At 47.7% G+C, this 21,122-nt stretch carries 17 protein-coding genes; 5 read left to right on the forward strand and 12 right to left on the reverse strand.

Translation table 11 applies throughout. From position 1 onward, the window contains the following. Positions 1-20 precede the first annotated feature (20 nt). Positions 21-446, forward strand: coding sequence for a heat-shock protein Hsp20 (locus tag CMR00_11470; protein PIO47220.1), 426 nt, complete (start codon positions 21-23; stop codon positions 444-446). Between the two features lie 265 nt (positions 447-711). On the opposite strand, the gene CMR00_11475 is transcribed toward CMR00_11470, so the two are convergent. After that, positions 712-1,008: a hypothetical protein gene (locus tag CMR00_11475; protein ID PIO47221.1), complete on the reverse strand. Its 297-nt coding sequence runs from the start codon at positions 1,006-1,008 to the stop codon at positions 712-714. Between CMR00_11475 and CMR00_11480 the strand changes: the two genes are divergently transcribed. Both CMR00_11480 and CMR00_11485 read left to right on the forward strand, forming a co-directional pair. Further along, positions 995-2,887 carry a molecular chaperone DnaK gene (locus CMR00_11480; GenBank protein PIO47222.1) on the forward strand — a complete coding sequence of 631 codons (1,893 nt, stop codon included), beginning with the start codon at positions 995-997 and terminating at the stop codon, positions 2,885-2,887. The genes CMR00_11475 and CMR00_11480 overlap by 14 nt on opposite strands. A 134-nt stretch (positions 2,888-3,021) precedes the next feature. Continuing rightward, complete coding sequence (locus CMR00_11485; GenBank protein PIO47223.1) at positions 3,022-3,402, forward strand: reaction center protein; 381 nt, start codon at positions 3,022-3,024, stop codon at positions 3,400-3,402. Positions 3,403-3,509: 107 nt separating this feature from the next. Here the strand turns inward: CMR00_11485 and CMR00_11490 are convergent, their stop codons facing one another. The 10 genes from CMR00_11490 to CMR00_11535 form a co-directional block, all read right to left on the reverse strand. Then, entirely contained in the window at positions 3,510-4,880 is a 1,371-nt protein-coding gene (locus tag CMR00_11490) for a succinate-semialdehyde dehydrogenase (GenBank protein PIO47224.1), read from the reverse strand. Between the two features lie 403 nt (positions 4,881-5,283). Then, entirely contained in the window at positions 5,284-6,264 is a 981-nt protein-coding gene (locus CMR00_11495) for a dihydroorotate dehydrogenase B catalytic subunit (protein PIO47225.1), read from the reverse strand. After that, the gene (locus CMR00_11500; protein ID PIO47226.1) at positions 6,257-6,847 is read right to left on the reverse strand and encodes a hypothetical protein; all 591 of its coding nucleotides are present in this window, start codon (positions 6,845-6,847) and stop codon (positions 6,257-6,259) included. Before CMR00_11500 ends, CMR00_11495 begins: the two co-directional genes overlap by 8 nt. Continuing rightward, the gene (locus tag CMR00_11505; protein ID PIO47227.1) at positions 6,844-7,464 is read right to left on the reverse strand and encodes a hypothetical protein; all 621 of its coding nucleotides are present in this window, start codon (positions 7,462-7,464) and stop codon (positions 6,844-6,846) included. Before CMR00_11505 ends, CMR00_11500 begins: the two co-directional genes overlap by 4 nt. After that, the gene (locus tag CMR00_11510) at positions 7,353-8,840 is read right to left on the reverse strand and encodes a hypothetical protein (protein PIO47228.1); all 1,488 of its coding nucleotides are present in this window, start codon (positions 8,838-8,840) and stop codon (positions 7,353-7,355) included. The genes CMR00_11505 and CMR00_11510 overlap by 112 nt, the downstream gene beginning before the upstream one ends. A 60-nt stretch (positions 8,841-8,900) precedes the next feature. After that, positions 8,901-10,040 carry a nuclease gene (locus CMR00_11515; protein PIO47229.1) on the reverse strand — a complete coding sequence of 380 codons (1,140 nt, stop codon included), beginning with the start codon at positions 10,038-10,040 and terminating at the stop codon, positions 8,901-8,903. Between the two features lie 258 nt (positions 10,041-10,298). Beyond that, entirely contained in the window at positions 10,299-13,994 is a 3,696-nt protein-coding gene (locus CMR00_11520) for a hypothetical protein (GenBank protein PIO47230.1), read from the reverse strand. 125 nt (positions 13,995-14,119) lie between these two features. After that, positions 14,120-15,826, reverse strand: a complete 1,707-nt coding sequence (locus CMR00_11525) for a hypothetical protein (GenBank protein PIO47231.1) — start codon at positions 15,824-15,826, stop codon at positions 14,120-14,122. A gap of 14 nt (positions 15,827-15,840) precedes the next feature. After that, entirely contained in the window at positions 15,841-18,054 is a 2,214-nt protein-coding gene (locus CMR00_11530; GenBank protein PIO47232.1) for a pullulanase, read from the reverse strand. Positions 18,055-18,120: 66 nt separating this feature from the next. After that, positions 18,121-18,759 carry a hypothetical protein gene (locus CMR00_11535; protein ID PIO47233.1) on the reverse strand — a complete coding sequence of 213 codons (639 nt, stop codon included), beginning with the start codon at positions 18,757-18,759 and terminating at the stop codon, positions 18,121-18,123. A 128-nt stretch (positions 18,760-18,887) separates the two neighbouring features. Between CMR00_11535 and CMR00_11540 the strand changes: the two genes are divergently transcribed. Both CMR00_11540 and CMR00_11545 read left to right on the forward strand, forming a co-directional pair. Beyond that, a complete protein-coding gene (locus tag CMR00_11540) occupies positions 18,888-19,862 on the forward strand; it encodes a polyprenyl synthetase (protein ID PIO47234.1) in 975 nt (324 codons plus the stop codon). A 64-nt stretch (positions 19,863-19,926) separates the two neighbouring features. Continuing rightward, positions 19,927-20,271, forward strand: coding sequence for a hypothetical protein (locus tag CMR00_11545; protein PIO47235.1), 345 nt, complete (start codon positions 19,927-19,929; stop codon positions 20,269-20,271). A 155-nt stretch (positions 20,272-20,426) separates the two neighbouring features. On the opposite strand, the gene CMR00_11550 is transcribed toward CMR00_11545, so the two are convergent. Beyond that, a partial coding sequence (locus CMR00_11550) for an MOSC domain-containing protein (GenBank protein PIO47236.1) occupies positions 20,427-21,122 on the reverse strand: 696 nt, incomplete at its 5' end.

Here is a 21,122-nt window from a genome sequence, read left to right on the forward strand (position 1 = left end):
AAAAATTGGAGGTAAGAGCTATGTTGGTCAAATTCAATCAAAACCCGTTTGCCACTATCGATCGCGTCTTTGATGAAGTCTTTAAGAGCACCATGCCATCGCTGCCCACTATGTTTGACGCATCGGCATTTCGTGTAGATATTTCAGAAGATGACAAAGCCATCTACATTGAAGCCGATTTACCGGGCGTCAAGAAAGAGGATTTGAAGGTTACAATCGAGGATAATCTGCTCACGATTCGTGCTGAACGCCGCGCAGAAACGACAGAAAACAAGAAGAACTTCTATCGTACAGAGCGTGTGTTTGGGTCGCTGACACGGAGTTTCACGATGGGCGAAAATATCAATGCTGAAGCAATTGAAGCGCATTTTGCTGATGGCGTCCTGAAACTGACGCTTCCAAAGGTCGAACCTGTTGTCAAAGCTAAAGAAATTGCAATTAAGTAACCTGCTGTAAGCGTACATTTGAGGCGAAGTTCGCAGCCCCGACCCTGATGGGTTGGGCTGCTTTTTTTTAGAAAATTGCGCTGGCTATCAAAAATTTAAGCCGTTGAAATCAAGAACTTATTAAAGAAATCGACAAAATCGACTTTTTTTATACCCATCATGGAACCTTTTTGCCTCGAAAAGCATTTACAGGTTCAGTTCATAGTTATTCTCCTTTTTCAATGGTGCTTTCGCAGTTTCGTTCATTTTCTGCGAAGGCACTTTTTTATTTATCATGTTTTGACAACCTTGTTTTACTTTCTCTTCTCTTTTGCTCGATGTTCCTCTCTGTGATGTCAAACAGTCTCGCGTGTGAATTTTGCGACAATGTTTTGCGAAGCAGTAACATCAGTTGTAACTTTCTTTTACTAATGCCATATGATAAGCACAGGATTAGGAACGGTTTTTGCTGTAAAATAGGTAAAAACAATACTTGTCGTTGCCTTAGGAGTAAGAGCGCAACAAAAGGTTTTATTGCATTCATTTTAACATAAACAAAAGGAGCAGTTATGGGAAAAATCATTGGTATTGACTTGGGCACTACGAACTCCTGCGTTGCCGTGATGCAAGGCAATGAGCCGGTCGTGATTGCCAACTCAGAGGGCTACCGCACCACACCATCTGTTGTTGGTTTCACGAAAACTGGTGAGCGCGTCGTAGGTCACCCTGCCAAACGTCAAGCGATTACGAACCCTAAGAATACAGTTTATTCCATCAAGCGCTTTATGGGTCGCGGTTATGCAGAGGTTACCGAAGAGATTAAGATGGTGCCTTACGAAGTGATCAATGAAGGTGGTCAAGCGCGTGTGCGCATTTCGGGCAAAGTCTATTCGCCACAGGAAATTTCGGCGATGATTCTGCAAAAGATGAAACAGACTGCAGAAGACTATCTTGGTGAAAAAGTTACCGAAGCTGTTATCACGGTACCTGCATACTTCAATGATGCACAGCGTCAAGCCACAAAAGACGCTGGTAAGATCGCTGGCTTGGAAGTCAAGCGCATTTTGAACGAGCCAACTGCTGCCGCACTTGCCTATGGTCTTGACAAAAAGAAAGCCAATGAAAAGGTCGCTGTGTTTGACTTAGGTGGTGGTACTTTCGATATCTCTATTCTTGAACTTGGCGATGGTGTCTTTGAGGTGCGTTCGACGGACGGTGATACACACCTTGGTGGTGATGACTTCGACCAACGCTTGATTGACTATCTGGCTGACGAATTCAAAAAGCAAGAAGGTATTGACCTGCGCAAAGACCCGATGGCGCTGCAACGTCTTAAAGAAGCAGCCGAGAAAGCCAAAATTGAACTCTCATCGCGCACGGATACAGAGGTCAACTTGCCGTTCATCACAGCTACACAAGATGGTCCGAAGCATTTGGTGATGAACATTAGCCGTGCAAAGTTTGAAGCCCTTTGTGCAGATCTCTTTGAGCGCATGCTTGAGCCGTGCCGTCGCGCCATGAAGAATGCCAAACTCGATATTGCCGACATTGATGAGGTTGTGCTGGTTGGTGGCTCTACGCGTATTCCAAAAGTACAGGACATGGTGCGCGACTTCTTCAAGAAGGAGCCGAACAAGAGCGTGAATCCTGACGAGGTTGTAGCAATTGGCGCAGCTATCCAAGGTGGTGTGCTCAAAGGCGATATCAAGGATGTGTTGCTGCTCGACGTCACCCCGCTTTCGCTGGGTATTGAGACACTTGGCGGCGTGATGACGAAGCTTATCGAAGCCAATACGACCATTCCAACACGCAAGTCAGAAGTGTTCTCGACGGCATCTGACAATCAATCGTCCGTAGAGATTCACATTCTGCAAGGTGAGCGTCCGATGGCTGTTGATAACAAAACGCTTGGTCGTTTCATCTTAGACGGCATTCCGCCAGCACCGCGCGGTGTACCTCAAATTGAGGTAACTTTTGATATCGATGCCAACGGTATTCTCAATGTCTCTGCTAAGGACAAAGCTACAGGTCGCGAGCAGAAGATTCGCATTGAAGCCAGTGGCAAGCTCTCTGAAGCAGAGATTCAAAAGATGCGCGAAGATGCGAAGGCACATGCCGAAGAAGACCGTCGCCGCAAGGAAGAAGCCGATACAAAGAATGCTGCCGACGCCTTGATTTTCTCAACTGAGCGCCAGATTAAAGACTTGGGCGATAAGATTCCTGCTCAAGACCTCTCACGTCTGAATGCTGCAGTGGATGCCCTCAAAGACGCACAAAAGGGCGGCAATATCACCAGCATTAAGAGCGCTATGGATAACCTAACCAGAATCTGGCAAGAGGTTTCCACGAAACTCTATCAAGGCTCAGCCGCAAGCAGCATGAACAACTCTGGCGGGAGTAAGCAGCCAAGCGGTGATGGTGAGGTCAAAAACGCTGACTTTGAAATCGTTGACGATAAGTAAAAACGACCAAAAAGGCTGCCATCTCAAGGCAGCCTTTTGTTTTGGTTGTAAGCAATAGCTTTAGGCATGCTAACTTTGAAGTGTCAGCAAGGTGCAGTTTAACTACTTTTCATCACATTAAATCAGAGCCAACTATGCCACTCAATAAATCAGGCAATGCTGTTCATAAGATTGACAAATACTTCATTCACTCTGCCAAGCGCGATGAACGCGGTCGCCTGAAACTCACAATTTCCTCAGCTGCAGGATATGGCCGCATCAACGCGACCCCTGAGTTCAAGCGCAAGATTATGGATGGCACCGCCCAACTTGTTGTGCTATCGAGCAATGAGGATATCGCTGTGCCTGTCAATGACACCGTGATGCTTAACGAAGAGCGCTACAATATGAACTACGATGGGCGCGGCGTGCAATGGACGGTCCGAGAAATTCAAGTATTTGTCAATCCGAACAATAATGAACTTTCCGTTGAAGTCAACGGTAAGGTCTATACGCTGGACGAATTTTTCAAGTAGGGATTTCGTCCACCCAAGTTAGAGGGGTGACAAAGCTGTACTCACCCCTTTTGTAGCTTAGTCTCAAATTTCCTGCATACCTGCATCGTGTAACACTTTTACGCACACTATTTGACAAACACGGTTTTGATATTGACAAACTCGTGCATGCCAATGCGGGAGAGTTCACGTCCGAAGCCCGATTCTTTGATGCCGCCAAAAGGCAGGCGTGGGTCTGACTTGACCATCGCATTGATAAAACAATTGCCTGCTTCAACTTCTCTTGCCAGTCTTTCGCCACGTTCAAGATCGCGCGTGAAAATTGCAGCGCCTAAACCATAACAGGTGTCATTTGCTAGCGCAAGTGCCTCCGCCTCATCTTTTGCTGAGATGATAGCCGCTACAGGACCAAACAGTTCTTCGTCAAATGCCGGCATACCTTTTCTAACTGCACTCAACACTGTTGGCGGGTAGAAAAAGCCTTTGCCTTCAGGCAATGTGCCACCTAACAAAAGCTCTGCACCTTTGTTCTGACTCTGCACAACTTGCTGATGCAATTTCTCGCGTAAATCCTGTCGTGCCAATGGTCCCAGATCGACGCCGCTCATCGGATCACCCACGCGCTTAGCTCTCATTCTTTCAACGAATGCTTCTTCAAATTTTTTGCGAACACTTTCCAAGACAATAAACCGCTTTGCTGAAATGCAACTTTGCCCTGTATTGATGCATCGAGAATTGACACATGTCTCAACAGCAAGGTCAAGATCCGCATCATCCAAAATGATGTAGGGATCGCTACCGCCGAGTTCTAACACACTTTTTTTGAGCATGACACCAGCTTTTGCAGCAACGAACTTTCCTGCATTTGTACTGCCCGTCAGGGTTACGGCTTTGACAATACGATGTTCAATTAGCATGGAGATGCGCTCTGGTACATGCTGCGCTGCAATTAGCAAGGTTTGATAGACCCCTTCGGGGAATCCTGCTTCCCTGAAGACTTCTTCAGCAGCAAGTGCGCAGCTTGTTGTTGTGGGAGCATGTTTGAGCACGAGCGTATTGCCTGCAGCAAGTGTCGGTGCAGCACAGCGAAAGACTTGCCAAAATGGAAAGTTCCACGGCATGATGGCTAGCACCACGCCCAATGGTTCAAACGCTACATAACTTTTCTTTGCATCGGTCTCTACCATTTCAGGGCGCAAAAACTCTTCGGCATGGTCTGCAAAGTAAGCACAGTTAATAGCACATTTTTCAATTTCTGCACGGCTTTGGGTGATTGGCTTTCCCATCTCATGCGTAATGAGTTCAGCATAACGCTCCACGTTGCGCTGCAACACGATGCTAGCGTTTTTCAACAGGTTTGCGCGCTCTGCAATCGACGTTTTCCTCCAACTCTGGAAGGCGCGCTCTGCACGATGCAGCGCACCTTCTAATTCAGCTGGTGTATGCTCTGAATACGTTTGCAAGCGCTCCTCATTCAGAGGATTAATGGATTCAAGCATAGGCTTTGAGAAGAAATTTGAAAAAAAAGATTGATTATCTGCAAAGCATGAATTGCCTGTACTCTGTCAGCTTGCAATCTACTGACTTTTACATACTCATGTAAATGCTTTCAGAGTGCTGCAAAATAAAAAGTCCCGACGCATCGGTCGGGACCCTCTATCAACAAAACAACAAAACAACAAAGGAGGCTCTGCTGCAAGCGCTTGGGCTTGACTGTAGGAAGCAGAGTCTTTGATGTGGAAAAGAACAAGTTGTACCTGAACTGAAGCAAATATACGCACGATTAGCGCGCTTGTTTCATGCCTTGTGCTAAATTCTTGTTAAGTTTTCACAGGGTGTGATATTTATCACGACAGCGAGATTTTTGAGCCAAAAATGTGGATGTTGTGCAGGCTTAGCCTGTTACGCAGTATTTAGACTGCCGATGTATTCAGAAAAAGTGTAGTCGGCATTGGCAAAATGTGCTTCGATATGGCGTGCGAGGGTTTCACCGATGTTAGGTTTGACAAAATTCATTGTGCCAATCTGTACAGCATGTGCGCCAACCAAAAAAAATTCCATAGCATCTTCAAAACTTGTAATGCCTCCCATTCCAACAATTGGAATACTCACGGCTTGATAGACTTCCCACACTTTCGCCAGGGCAATCGGCTTGATAGCTGGTCCTGACAGTCCGCCTGTGATGTTTCTGAGTTTAGGTTTGCGCGTTTGATAATCGACCGCCATACCTACGAGTGTATTGATAAGTGAAACAGAATCTGCTCCACCGCGTTCGGCAGCTTGTGCAATGTGAGCGATTGAGGTTACATTTGGCGTGAGTTTTATCATCAAATGTCGCTGCGTGATTTTGCGCAGTTCCGTCGTCATTTCATATGTGGCGCCTGCATCCACGCCGAAAATGATACACTCTCCTTTCACATTAGGGCACGAGAGGTTGATTTCATAGCCGTGAATGCCATCTTCAGCATCCAAGCGGCGCACCACTTCGCAATACTCTTCAATGGATTTACCCACGATATTAACCACAACGGCAAGGTTCAGCGAGCGCAGAAATGGCAATTTCTCTGCGATAAACGCTTCAATGCCCACATTAGCCAGTCCGATTGCATTGAGCATACCCGCTGGAGTTTCCACGATGCGCTGCGGTAGATTGCCTTCACGCACTTCCAGCGATATGGCTTTTGTGACCAAGCCGCCCAGCGCATTCAGGTCGGTGAGTGCAGCAAGTTCTTCGCCGTAAGACGCTGTACCTGAAGCAAGCATCACTGGATTTTTTAAGTCCAATCCTCTACCAAGCGACACAGCGCAAGGTCGATTGGCATCGTTGGGTGTTTGGGTTTCACGTGCTTTCGCCGCTTTTTTTTCAAGCAGTGAGTTAGTCATGAATGCGTGTCAAGATAGATTCTAAGCGTCGATAGTCGTCGCCCAAAAGATAGGCGAGTTCTTTGCCAAGCGCAATGAAATCTTGTCGCTCCATTTCAGCGTGATGGTTACGGAAAAATGCAACGATTACTTCATCGGGCACTGTCTCTTTGTTTTGCAAAATTAGCCGCAAAAACGTCGGGGGTTTTTTGAGAAATGCCTCAACTTCATTGCGCGAAGTAGGATAGACAAAATCGTGCAAGTCAGGCGGTGTTGGTGGCAGGGCTTGCAAAATTTTTCCATTTGCCTGAAATCCGACGATGAGTGCGCTAAACTCAGTGTGCACAAGTTCGAGGACTTGGGGCATTTCACGGCGAAGTTCCAGCTTAGTTTTGCCATGAGGCAATACTTTTCGGTTGGTCTCAATCGGTGCATGCTCAATAAATGAGACGATGCCAAACACCGCTAAGTGAGTCATCTCAACTTTGACTAATGTACCGAGTTTGACGGGCAATTGTGGCTGTTCAGCGAGTTCCTTCGGCAAGATCGCTGAAAATTGTGCTGTGTTGGAGCGCACGATTTCACCAATGTATGTTATAGTCATCGTTTTCGTGTTTTTTCTTTTGGAGCAGTTGTGGACACTTCATTTTCCAACAGTGTGTATTGCAGTGCTGCGTCGAGTTGATTCGTAAACTCGTTACTATATCCCATTTGACGATAAACAATTTTTCCTGCTTTTAGCACAACGACACTCGGCAAAAGTGCCACTTGATAGCGAGAGACAAACTCAGGTGTACCTTCTGCGAGTGGGAAGCTGAAGGTGAATTCTTCAGGTGCTGCTTTCACTGCAGCAAGTTTGTTTTCTACATCAACGGCGTAGATAGACACGCCACGTGCTCGATACTTTGCATAAAGCAGTTGCAGTTCGGATAGAATCAACTTGGAGATTGTGGAATTAGGCGACCAAAAATAGAGCAAGGTCAATGGTGTAGCAAGATTAGATGACGACACACTTTTTCCATCCAGTAAGTTAATTGAGAATGGTGGTGCTATAACTTCTGCGCCAGCGCGTCTTGCCTCTATTGTTTCAGCTTTTTTGAGTTTGGGTTTCAAGGTATCATTAATCCACTGCTCCACTTGCGTTGAATATTTGATGGCGAGAGCTCTATACGCATAGTTCTGTGCAGATTCATCTTTGAGACTATGCAGCAGTTTTGCCATATCGAAGTAGAGTTCTGCTGCGCGCGACAGGCAATTTTTTCAGCTTCGCGGAAATTCGCCAGTGCATTTTTTGTATCACCGATGCTTAGATACGCTTTGCCGATGTAGTAGTATGCACAGCCAATCACGTCTTTATGGAAGAGTTGCCGGCCCACCTCAGTTTGCACGAATTCAGTTTCAGGGCGCAGCACAAGGGGTTTTTGCTTTTCTGCTTCGATGGCTTCAATGGCTTTTGTTGCAAGGTCAATTGCAAAGCCTGCGTAATCTTTCGTGCTGGCGTAGCGTTCTGCAAAGCCCAAGAGTGTAATTGGATCATAGACTTCACGGTCGTAGTCCATACGAAGTACATCTTTCACATAAGGCAGGGCTTTAGAGAGGTTTAGGCTTGCATAATAATCGAAAAGGTAGCGAATGGCATAGGTATTGACGCGTGCGGTACGCAGTGCTGTTAGGCGACGGTTCAGGATATTCTCTGCAAAGATAGCACCACGATCTCTGTAGTTTGCAAGTTTTTGATTGCTCAAGTAAAAGAGTAAATGTGAAAGGTTCATCTTAATCGTGAGCGGCAGTGTCGGATATTTTTCGGTCATAGCTGAAAGGGCTAACTCGCGCTTGTCATTATCCGGCTCCATCAAGAAGCGGTTGTAGAGGTTGAGCGGGTGTAAGTAGGTATCAGGAATATCTCGGGTGATTTCGTAAGCGCGTCTTCGATCGTTCAAGCCGTAGATATACATCAGTGAGATAGCCTCGAGCAGGCGCGGGTCATCACGGCGCTGGCGACGCACTTCAGCAATTTCCCGCTCAATTGTTGCCAGCGCTTCATCGGTGCGACCGGCATGCTGAAAGTATAACGACCAATATGAGATATAAGCATCATCGCTGTTAGGATAGAGCGAAAGTTCCGTGCGCAGCAGTGAGAGCACCGTATCCATATTTGTTTTACGGCGCAGCAATGCATGTGCCAAGCGGTAGTGCGACCACTGCACCGGTTTTCCAGCACGATTATAGACAAGATAATCTTCTGTTGCTAGAGAATCTTGATTAGGCACGCCCTCAATGTAGTAGGAAAAAATTTGTGCGTTAGAGGGAATAGCAATCGGCGCATACCAATAAAGGTTTCGGTAGTTTTCCATTTTCATACGCCGAATTTGCGGCGTTTCATTCTCAAAAAATTCGGGTTGCCAAAATTTGAAAGTATAGACAACGGTAGGCGGTGTTTGATTAGAGTCTGCTGGTTCAGGCAAAAGTGAGACGACATTGAAGGTATCGCCGATGACCGTTGAGTTATTTTTGATACGCATCTCTGCGTCAATGACAGGTGTATCATCAGGGTCTAAGGTCAGGCATGCTGAAAGTAGTGATGCGAGTAGTGCCATGAAAAGGGGTGAAAGAACTGCAAGGCGTAGGAAGTTGCGGTGTAGCGTCATGATTCAAGTTTAGAGTTTGGCAATTCTCTTTGAGAGGCTTTTAGCTGAATAATTAAGTCTATAGCCTTTTGCCATGCAGAGCCGCTCGAGGAGACGATAAAATTCTTCTTGCTCCGACGACTTGACAACCGCTTGCTCGTGTGCTTCAGTCAGCGTCATGGGGTAGCCACCGCCTTTTTCTAAGTCGTCAAAAAGTGTTGCATGAATGAAATCAATCATATCAAGGTTGTAGCACCACTTAGGAAATTCAATGCGTGCGATTTCTCGCCCTGTGTGAAGATAGAAAAAATAAATCCTATCTGAGTCGTCATAATACTTCAGTGACTCGGAGCGGCTAGCAAAGATAGCAGAGCGTTCGCCCTTTGAGAGATAGCCTGCGAAAAACTCTGCATCATCAAGATTTTTAGGGCACTCTACTTGTGCTGCTGTCATCTCGGGACGAAGTAAGGCTTGCAACAAATTTACCACTTCCTTACTGCTCGGGAAACTGATGTAACTTGCCACGGCAAGATGTTGCTGTCGAAACTCTTCTAATAGCTTAACATATCGCTCTGTGAAAGCATCTTGCAACGTCTGTGGCTTGAGGCGTTTGAGATGCCAGCAGATGAGGGTGCCATCGATGAGTGCAAGCAGCGGATTTTTCTCTTGCCGAGCATGGCTTGCAGCATCTAGCAGATGACGCAACTCTTCTTCTTGGCGTAGTGCGGAGACAAACTCAGATGAGATTAACGGCTCATCCTCGTTTTCAGCTGTAAGGTCTTGCTCGAATTGATAGACATCGTAGAGTTGTGCATAGCTTTGCAGTATTGGCTTTTGAGGTGTTCCAATGTAAAAGACAATTCGACTGATATTGAGCAGAAAAAAGTCAGCGTTGAGATGCCGATCGGGAAAAATCTGTGAGCCGTCAGTTGCGCAAAGAGTAAGCGATGCTGGTCGCTCAGGCAAGCCTTTTTTCAGCGCAGGTTCCTCAATAGGAATCGGTGCGACTTTGTGCGAGATCATGCTTTCTTCATAGCGTGAGCACAAGTGAGGCTGTGTGCGAAGCGCATCATAGATAGGCGCGATTGTACGCTTTTTTTCTAAAGCACGGTCTCGTAGCCGCGCAGCAAAATCAGAAAGATTACTTTGAATGGCATGAAGTTGCAGCATGGCAAAAATTTAAGATGTCTATTCATGGTAGCAAATAAAGTTTTTTGCATTGATGTTGCAAAATTGTTTCTGCAGTATTAAGTTTGTGTTAACTGCAAATCTTCAAACACTCAGCGCCCGCTGGGTGGCTATACGGTGTGGGGGACGTATAGCACGGAAAGCGCCGCAAGGCGCTTTCGCGTTTTAAATTTTGAAGCTAAAGAAACAACGCTGCAGGCTTAATTGACCCATCATTTTCTGCAAACTTTTCATGCCGTTCTAAAACACAGCGCGCACTTCGGCGCGTCCAGTGTGAATCACCCGTCCGATGGGCAAGGCTCGACCGTCGTAACCTGCTGAGGCGGTGATAAAGTTGCTCAGGCGATAATCGGCGTCGAGTCGCCAAATCAGGGTGGTGCCAAAGGGATTGCCGTTAGACAGCTCAAAGGCGGCATCAGTGGGATTGATGCCTGAGAGTGCAGCTTCGGTGCGTTCAAGCTGCGCGTTGATGCGACCTTTGCCACGAAACGAGTAAATTGCGCGCAGTTGCTGCGCATTGAGCAGCGCTCGTGCAAGATTGCCTGTGCGAGAGCGAGGGAAGGTATCTTCGCGCTGTTCAAACGAAAGACGCAGTCCAAGTTCCACATCTTGAATCGGGCGATATGAAATATCTGTCGCTGCACCGAGGGTATTGATAAAAAATTGCCGTCCGAGTGCACCAAAGTCGCGCTCTTGCAGTGAGGTTGCTTGTGCACGGTTCAAGCCTGAAAAAACATTCAATTCAAGCCCCAGTGTGTAGCCAAAGCGTGTCACAGCACGCACGCTGCGCTCCACAAATAGTCGCCGCTCTACCCCCAAACTAAACTGATTGATGCCCATACGCTGCTGAAAGCGAAAGCGTACATTAGTCAGTTCATTTTCAAACAGGAAGACATCTTGCTGCATCGTGATATTGCCCAAAATGGTTGTAGAGTCATTTTGGAACGCTGAAAGATCCAGTAGGTAGATACGCTGCAAGTCGCGCTCCGAGCTTCGCTCTTCGAGACGCAGGAGTGATTCTGCCGAGAGTGCTGAGAGAACTTTTTCAAGCATGGTGTTGCGTGTCGAGAAAAATCTTGCGGGGCGGATTCGAAAGCGAAAACTGGTTTTGAGGTCAATCGTTGGGAAGAGTTGATCGCTTGGGAAAGTGCGCAAGATGTACTGCAAGTTGTCGTCACCGACTTCACCGATAAAAGTAATGGGCAGAAATTCATTGAACTCACGCAGTCCATTGCCATTGCGATCACGCCAGATGAAGTTGCCACGACCGAGCGGCACGGCAAAGAATTGCCGCTCCAAGCGCGAGGCTTGCTCGGTTGAGACATCGTATAACCATTCTATTTCAAGCCCAGCACGAAATGGGGTATATCGGGTTTGAAAGCGCAGTAGAAAGGTTTGGATATCACGCTCTCCACGCTCACGAAAGCGCTGGCTAAACTGTCTCACACGGTTTGTAAAATTCAGCCATGCCAAAAAATCGCTACCTGCAATCAGTTGCCACTCGGCTAAGACTGTGCGTGCAATTGAAGCGGGCACAAGTGCTGCTCCAAAGGGTTGCGGCGAATCAAACAGTTCATCGGAACGGTAGCCAAAGCCCACCGAAAAATTCTGTCCAATCAGGTTTGTTAAGCCGATACCTGCGGTTGCATCGAGAATGTTGTGGCTGTCGGTGCGCAGTGTGTCAGTCGACAGTGAGCGCGTATCTTTCTGACTGAATTCCACGTTCAAAAATGGCTTGATAGCAAAGCTCCAAAAGCCTTCGTTGGCGAAGCGAAAGTGTAGATTAAACTGTCCAATCTGCCTTGTCCAAGTGGCACGTTCGGCTGTGAGTTCGTTGCGGCTTGTGGTATAGGCAATGTTGTAGAGCGATGTCAGAAGTGAATCGAGATTGAGACGTGCTTCGGCTTCTTGGCGCGTCGAGTTAAAGAGCGTTTCTCGGTCTAATTGTCCGATGCGATACGACAGCGCAAGTGCTGAAATCGGTTTGTAGCTCAGTGCGGCGTTGCGAATGCGTTCCGCTGTTTGTGCGTTAAAGAGTGGGCGTCCGTCGAAATCAATCAGGTTGAAATCGCGGTTGAGATCGACTGGCAGTGTGCGATCGATAAACGCAAAGCGTTTTGAGGTTTCGCGCTGTGAAAATTTTGCTTCGAGCTGACCCAAATCTACACCAAAGAGTTTAAGTCTTTGAGGTGAGAATTTTGCGCTGAGTGTGTAGGCGTTGCCATTTTGCAGTGTATCATCTAGCGTTGAAAATTTGTTAAGGTCATTTTGTGACAGCGCACCTTCTAGCGAGAGTTGGAGTTCTTTGAACGGCGAAAGTTGCAGTGAAAGATCAAGCACATTCTGCGCCGTCGGAATAGGTAGCAGAGCGAAGGGCACATAATTGCCCTGACCTTCGCCTACGTATTCATAGATACCAAAGTTAAGCCGACGATACGAGCCTTGACCATCTGGCACGATGCTAAAAGGTGGATTCCAAAATGCGCCGGGTGTGCCTTCGCCGACAAAGCGAAAAATTGAGTTCTGGCGCCCCTCGATCAGGGTATCGATTTTGATATAAGCTCCACGCGGGCGTCCGAGTGTATCTGTGCCTACGAAGGCTGTGGTATCGGTTGCACGAAAACGGTCGGCGCCGGCATTGCGCAAACTCTCACGACCGCGTTCGGTCAGCAGAAAATCAATGGGTGAATTTTCATCGTCTGATTCAGAAATAAATGTGGCTTGAAAGTTGATGCGCTCATCGAGAAGAGAAGTTTGAACTTTGCTAGACAGAAAATTTCGTGGATAGAGTCGTTCCGTGAATTGAAAGTCGACAGTAATACGCGATTGCTGTGTGATGAGGCGGCGCGGCTGAAAATAGATTTCACCTGTAGCGTATTCAATAACGTAGTCGTTGTTTTGTCCGCGCACCATAAGCTCACCATTGACATAGACACGCTCTGTGCCGGCAAGCACAATGATGAACGGCTCACCATTTGCACCAGTTAAGCGATAAGGACCTTGCACGCCATCACGACCATTGAATTGGTTGATATTGAAACGACCTCGTGCATTAGCAAAGCCAAAGAGTGCGGATGCTGAGCCAACATTGCCAAATTGCACTTTACCTTCAGCTTTGCCGCCTTGTAAGCGTCGCTCGATATTGGCGAACTCTGTTCCACCAAGCGAAAGATTAAAGTCGCCGATGGTCGCTTTGGCTTGCTCGGAGCGAATTTCAACGAAGACGCGATCGAATTCTTGAAGTGTTTGCGTATTGCCTTCAGGCTGAATGGGGGTGTTCTCATCGGTAAGCGCAGCTGCAATTTCAACGCCGGGGGCAACTGTGCCTTCCAGTTGTAAGCGCAAGCCGGATGTGATGTTCAAGTCTTGATTTGAGCCCACACTAATGCCTCGCACCAAACTGCCTGAACGACGCAGGTTCGTGCCTGCAAAAATGTCATCCAATTGCAAGCTGGCAGATTGAGCTGCCCGTGCACGCAGCGTATCGCTTTGCAACATGGAGTCAGCAGCGGTCTGAAAGAGAATTTCACGGCGCATGTATTCACGCTTCAAAGTAAAGGGCAAGGCGCGATAACGAATCTCTAAGCGATGCACCAAAGTATCTCGGAACAGATAACGCAAGTATAAGATGCCGCGTGTCTCATCGAGTCGGTAACGTGTGGAATCGACGGGGAGGTTATCAAAGAAAATTTTTTCTGTACCTCGGAAAATAAATTCATCGGGGAGCTTTAGAGAATCAATTGGCGCTGTAAAGAGCGTAAGGATTTTTTCGCTGCCCTGTTGCTCTATGCGCGCAAATTTTGGGGCAGGACACAGGGTATCGTGCTGTGGCGATTGTGCCCAAAGGTTAATGTTCGCGTGTAGCAGAAAAAGAAGTAGGACAAGTTGCCAAAGAGGAGGCACAAAGTTAGGGCATTGGGCAAAATTTAGATGCAACGCTTTGAACTTGATGCACTCTGCAATGAGTCAGTAGAAATTGAATTTGTCAGGTGAAATTAGCATTTGCGTTTAGACAAATTCAAGCCCAAAAGAATGAGGCATGGCAAAACGCAAGCTGGCAATTACTTCATCAAAATCATCTTACGCGTCTCTGCCCCTGTAGCTGTTTGAAGCCGATAGAGATAAGTACCGCTTGAGAGATCGAACTCGCTGGCATTGAAGATGTACTTGTGCACACCAGCAGGCTGGTTATCGTAGCGTATGCGCGTAATTTCATTGCCCAGCATGTTGTAAATGATGAGTTCAACCGATGAGGGAGCGAAGAGTTCGTAAGTGATGATCGTCGTAGGGTTAAACGGATTTGGCACATTTTGATGCAGCACAAACTGTTTTGTTTCGCCAAGTCCCACTTTCAGCATTTGTGAAAGCACAGATGCACGCCCTGGCGTATTGATGCGAATGCGGTAAAAGCCAACTTTCAGTGTGGCATCACTTAGTCGGTCGGTGAAGCGGTAATAGGGCTGCGTGCTTGAAATTTCGATTGTGCCGATACTTTGAAAGTTAACCCCATCGGTGCTGCGTTCAATAGTAAAACTTGAGGCATTTGACTGACCTGCAAACTCCCAGCTCAGTTGCACCGTGCCATTTTGCAAATCGGCACGCAGGTTTCGCAGTCTTGCTACACTAGCCAGCGAGGCACGGACGAGTTCGAGGCGCGAGCCAGAGAGCAAGCTGCGTACCATAGGTGAAAATGATTCTGAAACCAGCAGTGAGGGACCAGTCTCTTGCTCCAAAACTTCTGGCGAAGCCAGTTCTTGTGCAGACTTCGCGCGTCGATAGAGTTTGAACTCGTCGAGCTCGCCATGAAAGAATTTTTCTCGTCCTGCGCGCGAGCCCAGATAAAGCACCGTGCGCCGTTCCACTGATGGCGTGAATGCCGCGCGATGCACTTGCGTCTGCACACTGTCATGTAGTCTACCGTCCACAAAAAGGCGCATGATGGCTTGTGCGCTGTCGTGTGTAATTGCGCAATGGTGCCAGCTGCCATCTCCGACGATCGACAGGCTTACAAGGCGCGAGAAGGAAAACGGCGTTCCCAAAAATGCCCCAATCCGACCATCTGCAAGTAGCTCGACTTCGAGTGCGTAGGCATCTGTTACGACGCCAGACCAAGTCGAGAGCACGATGCGACTTAGTGCGGTGGTGCGCAACCAAAATTCTACTGTGAAATTGCGCTGCAATGACACTTGAGCGGCGCGTGTGTTAGAAAGAAACACCTGTGATTGGTTCAGGGAATCGAAGAGTGCGGCAAAGTTTTCGTATCGCCGCTTGGGCTGTATGGTCAAATTTAGCGAAACTTGGGCGCGCGCCACAGCGCAGAGTGAATCGAGAAGTGCTGGACGAAATTCGCGCAGATGCAGGTGCATTAAATAGGCTTGGAGGCGCTCGGTACGTTCTGCAAAAGATTCACTTGCGCGCAAGGTCAGCACAAGCAAGAGTGGGGCGGAAAGTGGCTCCGATGCCAAGCACACTGTGTTGATGCGACTGCGGCTATTTGGAAAATTTTTTATGGAAAATCTCACTGGCGATTCTGCTGTGCTCACACGCAAGAGCTGCATCCCACGTGGCAATTCCAGAGCCAGTGCATTGAGCGTATCGAAGGGAGAAGTTTGAACCATGAAGAATGCATTAAACTCTTCTCCATCAACAGCTGTAGCGGGCGCATGCGATAAAACCAGTGCTGTCTGTGCTGCAACAGGCAAATTAAGCCCAAAGTGCACAAAAAAAAGTAGAGGGAAAAGACAGTGGTAGCGTAGAGAATGTTTCATGCAGTTTCAGTGAGTTACTTTCCCATCAAAATAACTCCCGATGTCGGTGCAATATACAACTTTCCCGAAACCTCGTGCGCTTTCTCCAGACTAACTTCCTTAGCGTTACCAATCATGAACCACTTGCCGCTGGGCACAACAAATTCAGCCAATCGGTGAGGGTGTGCATTGCAGACGACGATAAAATCCTCATTAGCTTGTAGCCCGTAGGTGCGGTAAGGCTCCGTGTTTCGCTGAAACATGGCTTGGGCAAACTTGCGTGCATTCAAGCGGAAAGCCAGCACGAGGGCGTTGTTGGTATCCAGAAATTCAATTGCAGAGAACGGTGCGGCATGAAAAATCGGGTAGCGTTTGCGCAATGCAATTAGCCCTTTGTAGTAGTCATAAAGTTCAGTGTTGAGCGCAAGGTGATCGTAGTTGAGATAGTTCGTTTCATTGTCTTTTTCGTAACTATTGTGATCAATTTTACCGACATTTGGATCAGGTGCATCGGTAGGGGCGATTACTTTGCTGCGTGCATATTCTTGTCCTTCATGAATCATTGTAATGCCTTGTGCTGTGAAAAGTAAAAGTGCCGCTAATTTGTTGAGTGCCAGCGATTTTGGCGAGAGTTTAGCATGTCTATCACGATCCGTGATGCGCGTCTCATGTTCTACTTCGTGTGTAGCAAGGCGGATAAAATCGCCGAGGGTATGGTCGTCATGCGATTCAAGATAATTGACGCTATGTGTTGGCGCATGAAACAGTCCGCCAAACTCGCGTAGTGTGCCAACCACATAATTGCGCAGCGTGTGGGGCGAGTTCTGTCCTTGAAACTTGCCAAAGATAAACCCATGCCCGTTGTCCGGATTTTGACCTTTGAACCCGTTGCGAATTTGATCGTTCCATGCTGCCCACCCTACATCGCTAAAGCGGTGCGGTTCATACTTGCCACCGCCCCATGGCTCGGCAATGAGAATGACATTCGGATTGATCTTTCGTGCTTCGACTGCAATTTGGCGGCGTGTCTCATCGTCAATCATGGCAGCTAAATCAAAGCGGAAGCCATCGATGTGATATTCCGTCATCCAATACTTGATGCAATCCAAAATCATTTTGCGTGCCATCGGACGCTCGGTCTTGAAGTCGTTGCCGCAGCCAGACTGAGAGAGAAAGTTACCCTCTGAATCCAAGTGAAAGTAGTAGAATTTGTCAATATACTTGAAGGGATTGTAGTCATACTGCGAGACATGATTGAACACAACATCAAGAATAACGGCAATCCCTTCTTTGTGCAGCGCCTTGACCATGTCCTTAAATTCTTTAACTGGGTTGGCGTCCATGCCGTTGTATGCTTCAGGAATGACAGAGCATCCACGCGAATAGTAGGCTTCTGGGGCAAAGAAGTAACTGGTCATATATCCCCAATGGTTGCGTGCATAGGGATTCCACGTATTGATTGGATAGCCGAGTTTGACCACACTGCTATCTTGAAACGGCAGTTCAATTGTGCCGAAACTTTGCACGGGCAAAAGTTCAATCGCATTGATGCCTAAGTCTTTGAGATGACGCAAGCCACCGCGTTTTCCATCTTCAACTAAACCAGCGTAGGTACCTTTTGCCTCAACACCAGAAGAGGGATGAGCGGTCAAGTCACGCACGTGCGCTTCGTAGATAATGAGCGCGGTATGGTCAGGCGCAATAACCCAAGTGTCGCCTTGCCAATCGTAATTGAGATTTGCAATGAGTGTGCGTGCAGGATAGCGCCGAAAATTATTGCGTGTGCAGACAGCTTTGGAGTAGGGGTCAGCGATAACGATATCGGGATTGAACATTTCACCTTTGCCTGCTTCGCCGAACACACGGTAGCCATAAAACTTGCCGTAGAGTTCGCCCATCGCCACGTGCTCCCAGACGCCTTGCTCATCGCATTGCATCGGGATTTCTTCACCTTTCGGGCTATTATGCTGCTCGTAAAGCACCAGATTGACCTGCGTGGCACGCGGTGCAAAGAGTCGGAATGTGGTTTTCCCATCAGCGACGATGCAGCCCATTTCTTTGTCCGAATAAAACGAATCCAGCGTTGCTTGATGATTACGAAGACGCGCCAAGGCTGGATTGCGTTGCGCAACCGCGTCGTAGAAAGCCGTCAGAATCAGCATAGTACAAAGCGCAACGATTTTTGAGGTATAAACTGCATCCAAGAAACTGCCCAAACCCGTCAGGGAAACAGACTGATGCGATTGCATAGAAAGATGTCTTCAATGCAGCGGTGCAAGCAAACCAAGGACTTGCTTTCGAGAAATTAAGCTAGTTTAGAGCACAAAAACCAACCCCCCACTGATGCCCGTGATGGACTGATTAAGATTGATTTCACCTGTAACGTTGAAGTACAGATTGCGTGCGACGGCAAAATCAAGCCCGAGCACAAGATTGACAGGCACAGTATTGGCATTATTTTCGACCACGAAATCCACATCAATGCCTGCCATCAGCCCGACAATACCCACGCGTCCGCTAATCATCGCTCCTGCATCGAAGCCAGCACCCAAACCACCTGCATGTCCGCCGGCGTAGAGATCAAAGCGAATTGAGGAAGAGCGATAGATTCCGAAGCGCACATCGCCGCCGACATACAGTCGATATGGCTCTGCCCCTGCGCCAAAGCGACCGTTGATATTGATGAGATCTGAAATACCATAAGTTAATTGACCGTGAAAAATAAAACCTGTGTATGGATTGAACACAATGCCCGGCTGCGCTGCAATTAGCCAATCTCTTGCACCCGCCGCAATACGCAGGGGCGGCGGCGTACCAGCTTCTGCAACCGTTGAGAAAATCATGAGAAAGAGAGAGACGCGCAGAAAATGAAGATGGAACTTTCTAGTTTTTTTGAGCATGTAAATTTTGTTTAAGTTTAAAATATTCCACAAGATAGGAAAAGATTTCTTCAAAGTTTCATAGCAAGGCGGTCTTGCAAAATGCTGAAATGCTCCCCTGTGCCTCTCCAAGCGCACCTGCAGATTAGCAAAACCATATTTGAGAAAAGCGTGTTAATTTTGCTGTAATAAACTCTGCACAGGTGAAACTCGACGAGGTCTTCCAACCGATTGAATCGGAATTGCAAATTTTTCAGCAGCGCTTCAAAGAGGCGATGAAGTCGGAAGTGGGCTTGCTCGATAAAGTTGCAAACTACATCTTGAAGCAAAAAGGCAAGCAAATTCGCCCGACACTGGTGTTGCTTTCCGCTAAGATTGCAGGCGGTGTGTCAGAGTGCACCTATCGTGGTGCCGCTTTGGTCGAATTGCTGCATACAGCTACGCTTATTCATGACGATGTCGTCGATACTGCCGATATGCGGCGAGGCATTCCTGCTATCAATGCCCTGTGGAAAAATAAGGTCGCTGTGCTCATGGGCGACTATCTGCTCTCGCGTGGCTTGCTGCTTGCACTCAAACACAACGACTACCTTTTCCTGACCATCGTCTCCGATGCGGTCAAACGCATGAGTGAAGGTGAGCTTTTGCAAATTGAGAAAACCCGTCATCTTGATATTGATGAGACGACCTACTTTCGCATTATCTCCGACAAAACCGCCTCGCTCATTGGCACAGCCTGCGAAATTGGTGCTGCCAGCGCCAGCAACAATGACGAAGCGCGCAAAAAACTGCGTGAATGCGGTGAAGCTATCGGCATCGCTTTTCAAATCCGAGACGATGTGCTCGACTATCTCGGCGATGCCAATGAACTTGGCAAGCCCATCGGCGGCGACATTAAAGAAAAGAAAATTACGCTTCCGCTGATTTACGCCCTGCATCAAGCTACGGCAACCGAACGCGAACACATCATTGAAATTCTCAAAAGCAACAAAAAACGTGCCCTCTTCAGCCAAGAGGTTGTCAATTTCACGCGCCGCTATAAAGGCATTGAATATGCTGAAGACGCCGCACGAAAATATGCGGCATACGCTACAGAAGCCTTGCACGCCTTCCCAGACTCGCCCAGCAAAGTCGCAATGCAAAAACTTATCAACTACGCCATAGACCGTAGGAAATAATCCTTCCCTTGTTGTAGCTTTACGTGTCTTTTAGCATTTTCTTCAACACCAAAGCGCTCTAAACATGCGTAATGTCCTAACGATGCTCGCCCTATATCTCCTCAGTGTAGCCTTTAGCGCTATGCTAGGATGGCATACGCATAAAGTTGCTGGCGTACAAGTCTGGGTACCTGACAACTGGAACATTGAGTCTCAGAACGACTACCTTGCCGTCACAAGCCCCGATAGTGAAGTCTATGTCGGCTACATTGTATCTACCGCACTCGATATGGATGCTACACTGGATAATCTGGAAACTCAACTTAGAACCTTAGTCCAAGATGCCAAGTTCGACAAAAGCCATGATGATTTTGTCATCGGCGTCATGCCTGCATGGGGATTTGGTGGCACAGGCACACATGATGGATAGCCTGTCGAGATGCGCATTGAACTCATCTTTACGCCAAAGAAAAAGGTGCTCATTTTAGTTGCGGTCGGTTCGCATACTGGTCTTGAACGACATTCAGAGGAAGTCAAGCAAATGATGCGCAGCGTCAGAAAAGCCTGAGTGCTAGGCTAAAGACATTAGCCTAAAATTTTAACGGTATCACCGCACTGTATCACCTTGCCGATTTCACTTGCAGCAGCATAGGTATTGACGCTGAGGCGATAAAAGTGTTCAAAGCGCGACACCGCTGTCCAGTGAGGTAGCGTTTCTCGACGTTTGGCTAAAAAAATTTTTTGGAAATTCATGTCTTGCTCTCCCGTGCGGGCATTGCGCGCTGGCACAACGCAGCGTGCGCACGGCTTGATTCCCTCAAACACGGCTCCGCCCACCTGAAACCGCACGCTTTCTCTGTCTTCGCCAAACAGTCGATCTTTCCAGAAGGCTTCAGTTTTGCCTACAATCAAATTCACACGAAAACGCCGCAGGAGTTCTTCAGTATCCAAATGTGGGAACCATTCTGCAAGCCGTTGCATCGTGGCAAGTGCCACCATTGTTGGACCAGACGCCTCTTGGTCATCTGGGAAACCGTGCGCGGCATTGCGCACTAGAAAGACACGAAAGCCAAAATACTCGCTGAGATACTCTTCAAAGCGTGCTTTGTCGTGCAGCAAGTGAAATTGTTCTGTCTGGTTTTGTGCTGAGGCAAGCGTAACGATAAAATGCTCGAGGTCATACGATGCTCGCAGCCGATGGATTTGAGGGAAGCGCTTCGCATTGACGAAGCGATATTCGGCATCGACCAGTGCAAATTCGCGATCGTGCTGAAGTGCACC

The organism is [Chlorobium] sp. 445, from assembly GCA_002763895.1.
Taxonomy (GTDB): Bacteria; Bacteroidota; Chlorobiia; order Chlorobiales; family Thermochlorobacteraceae; genus Thermochlorobacter.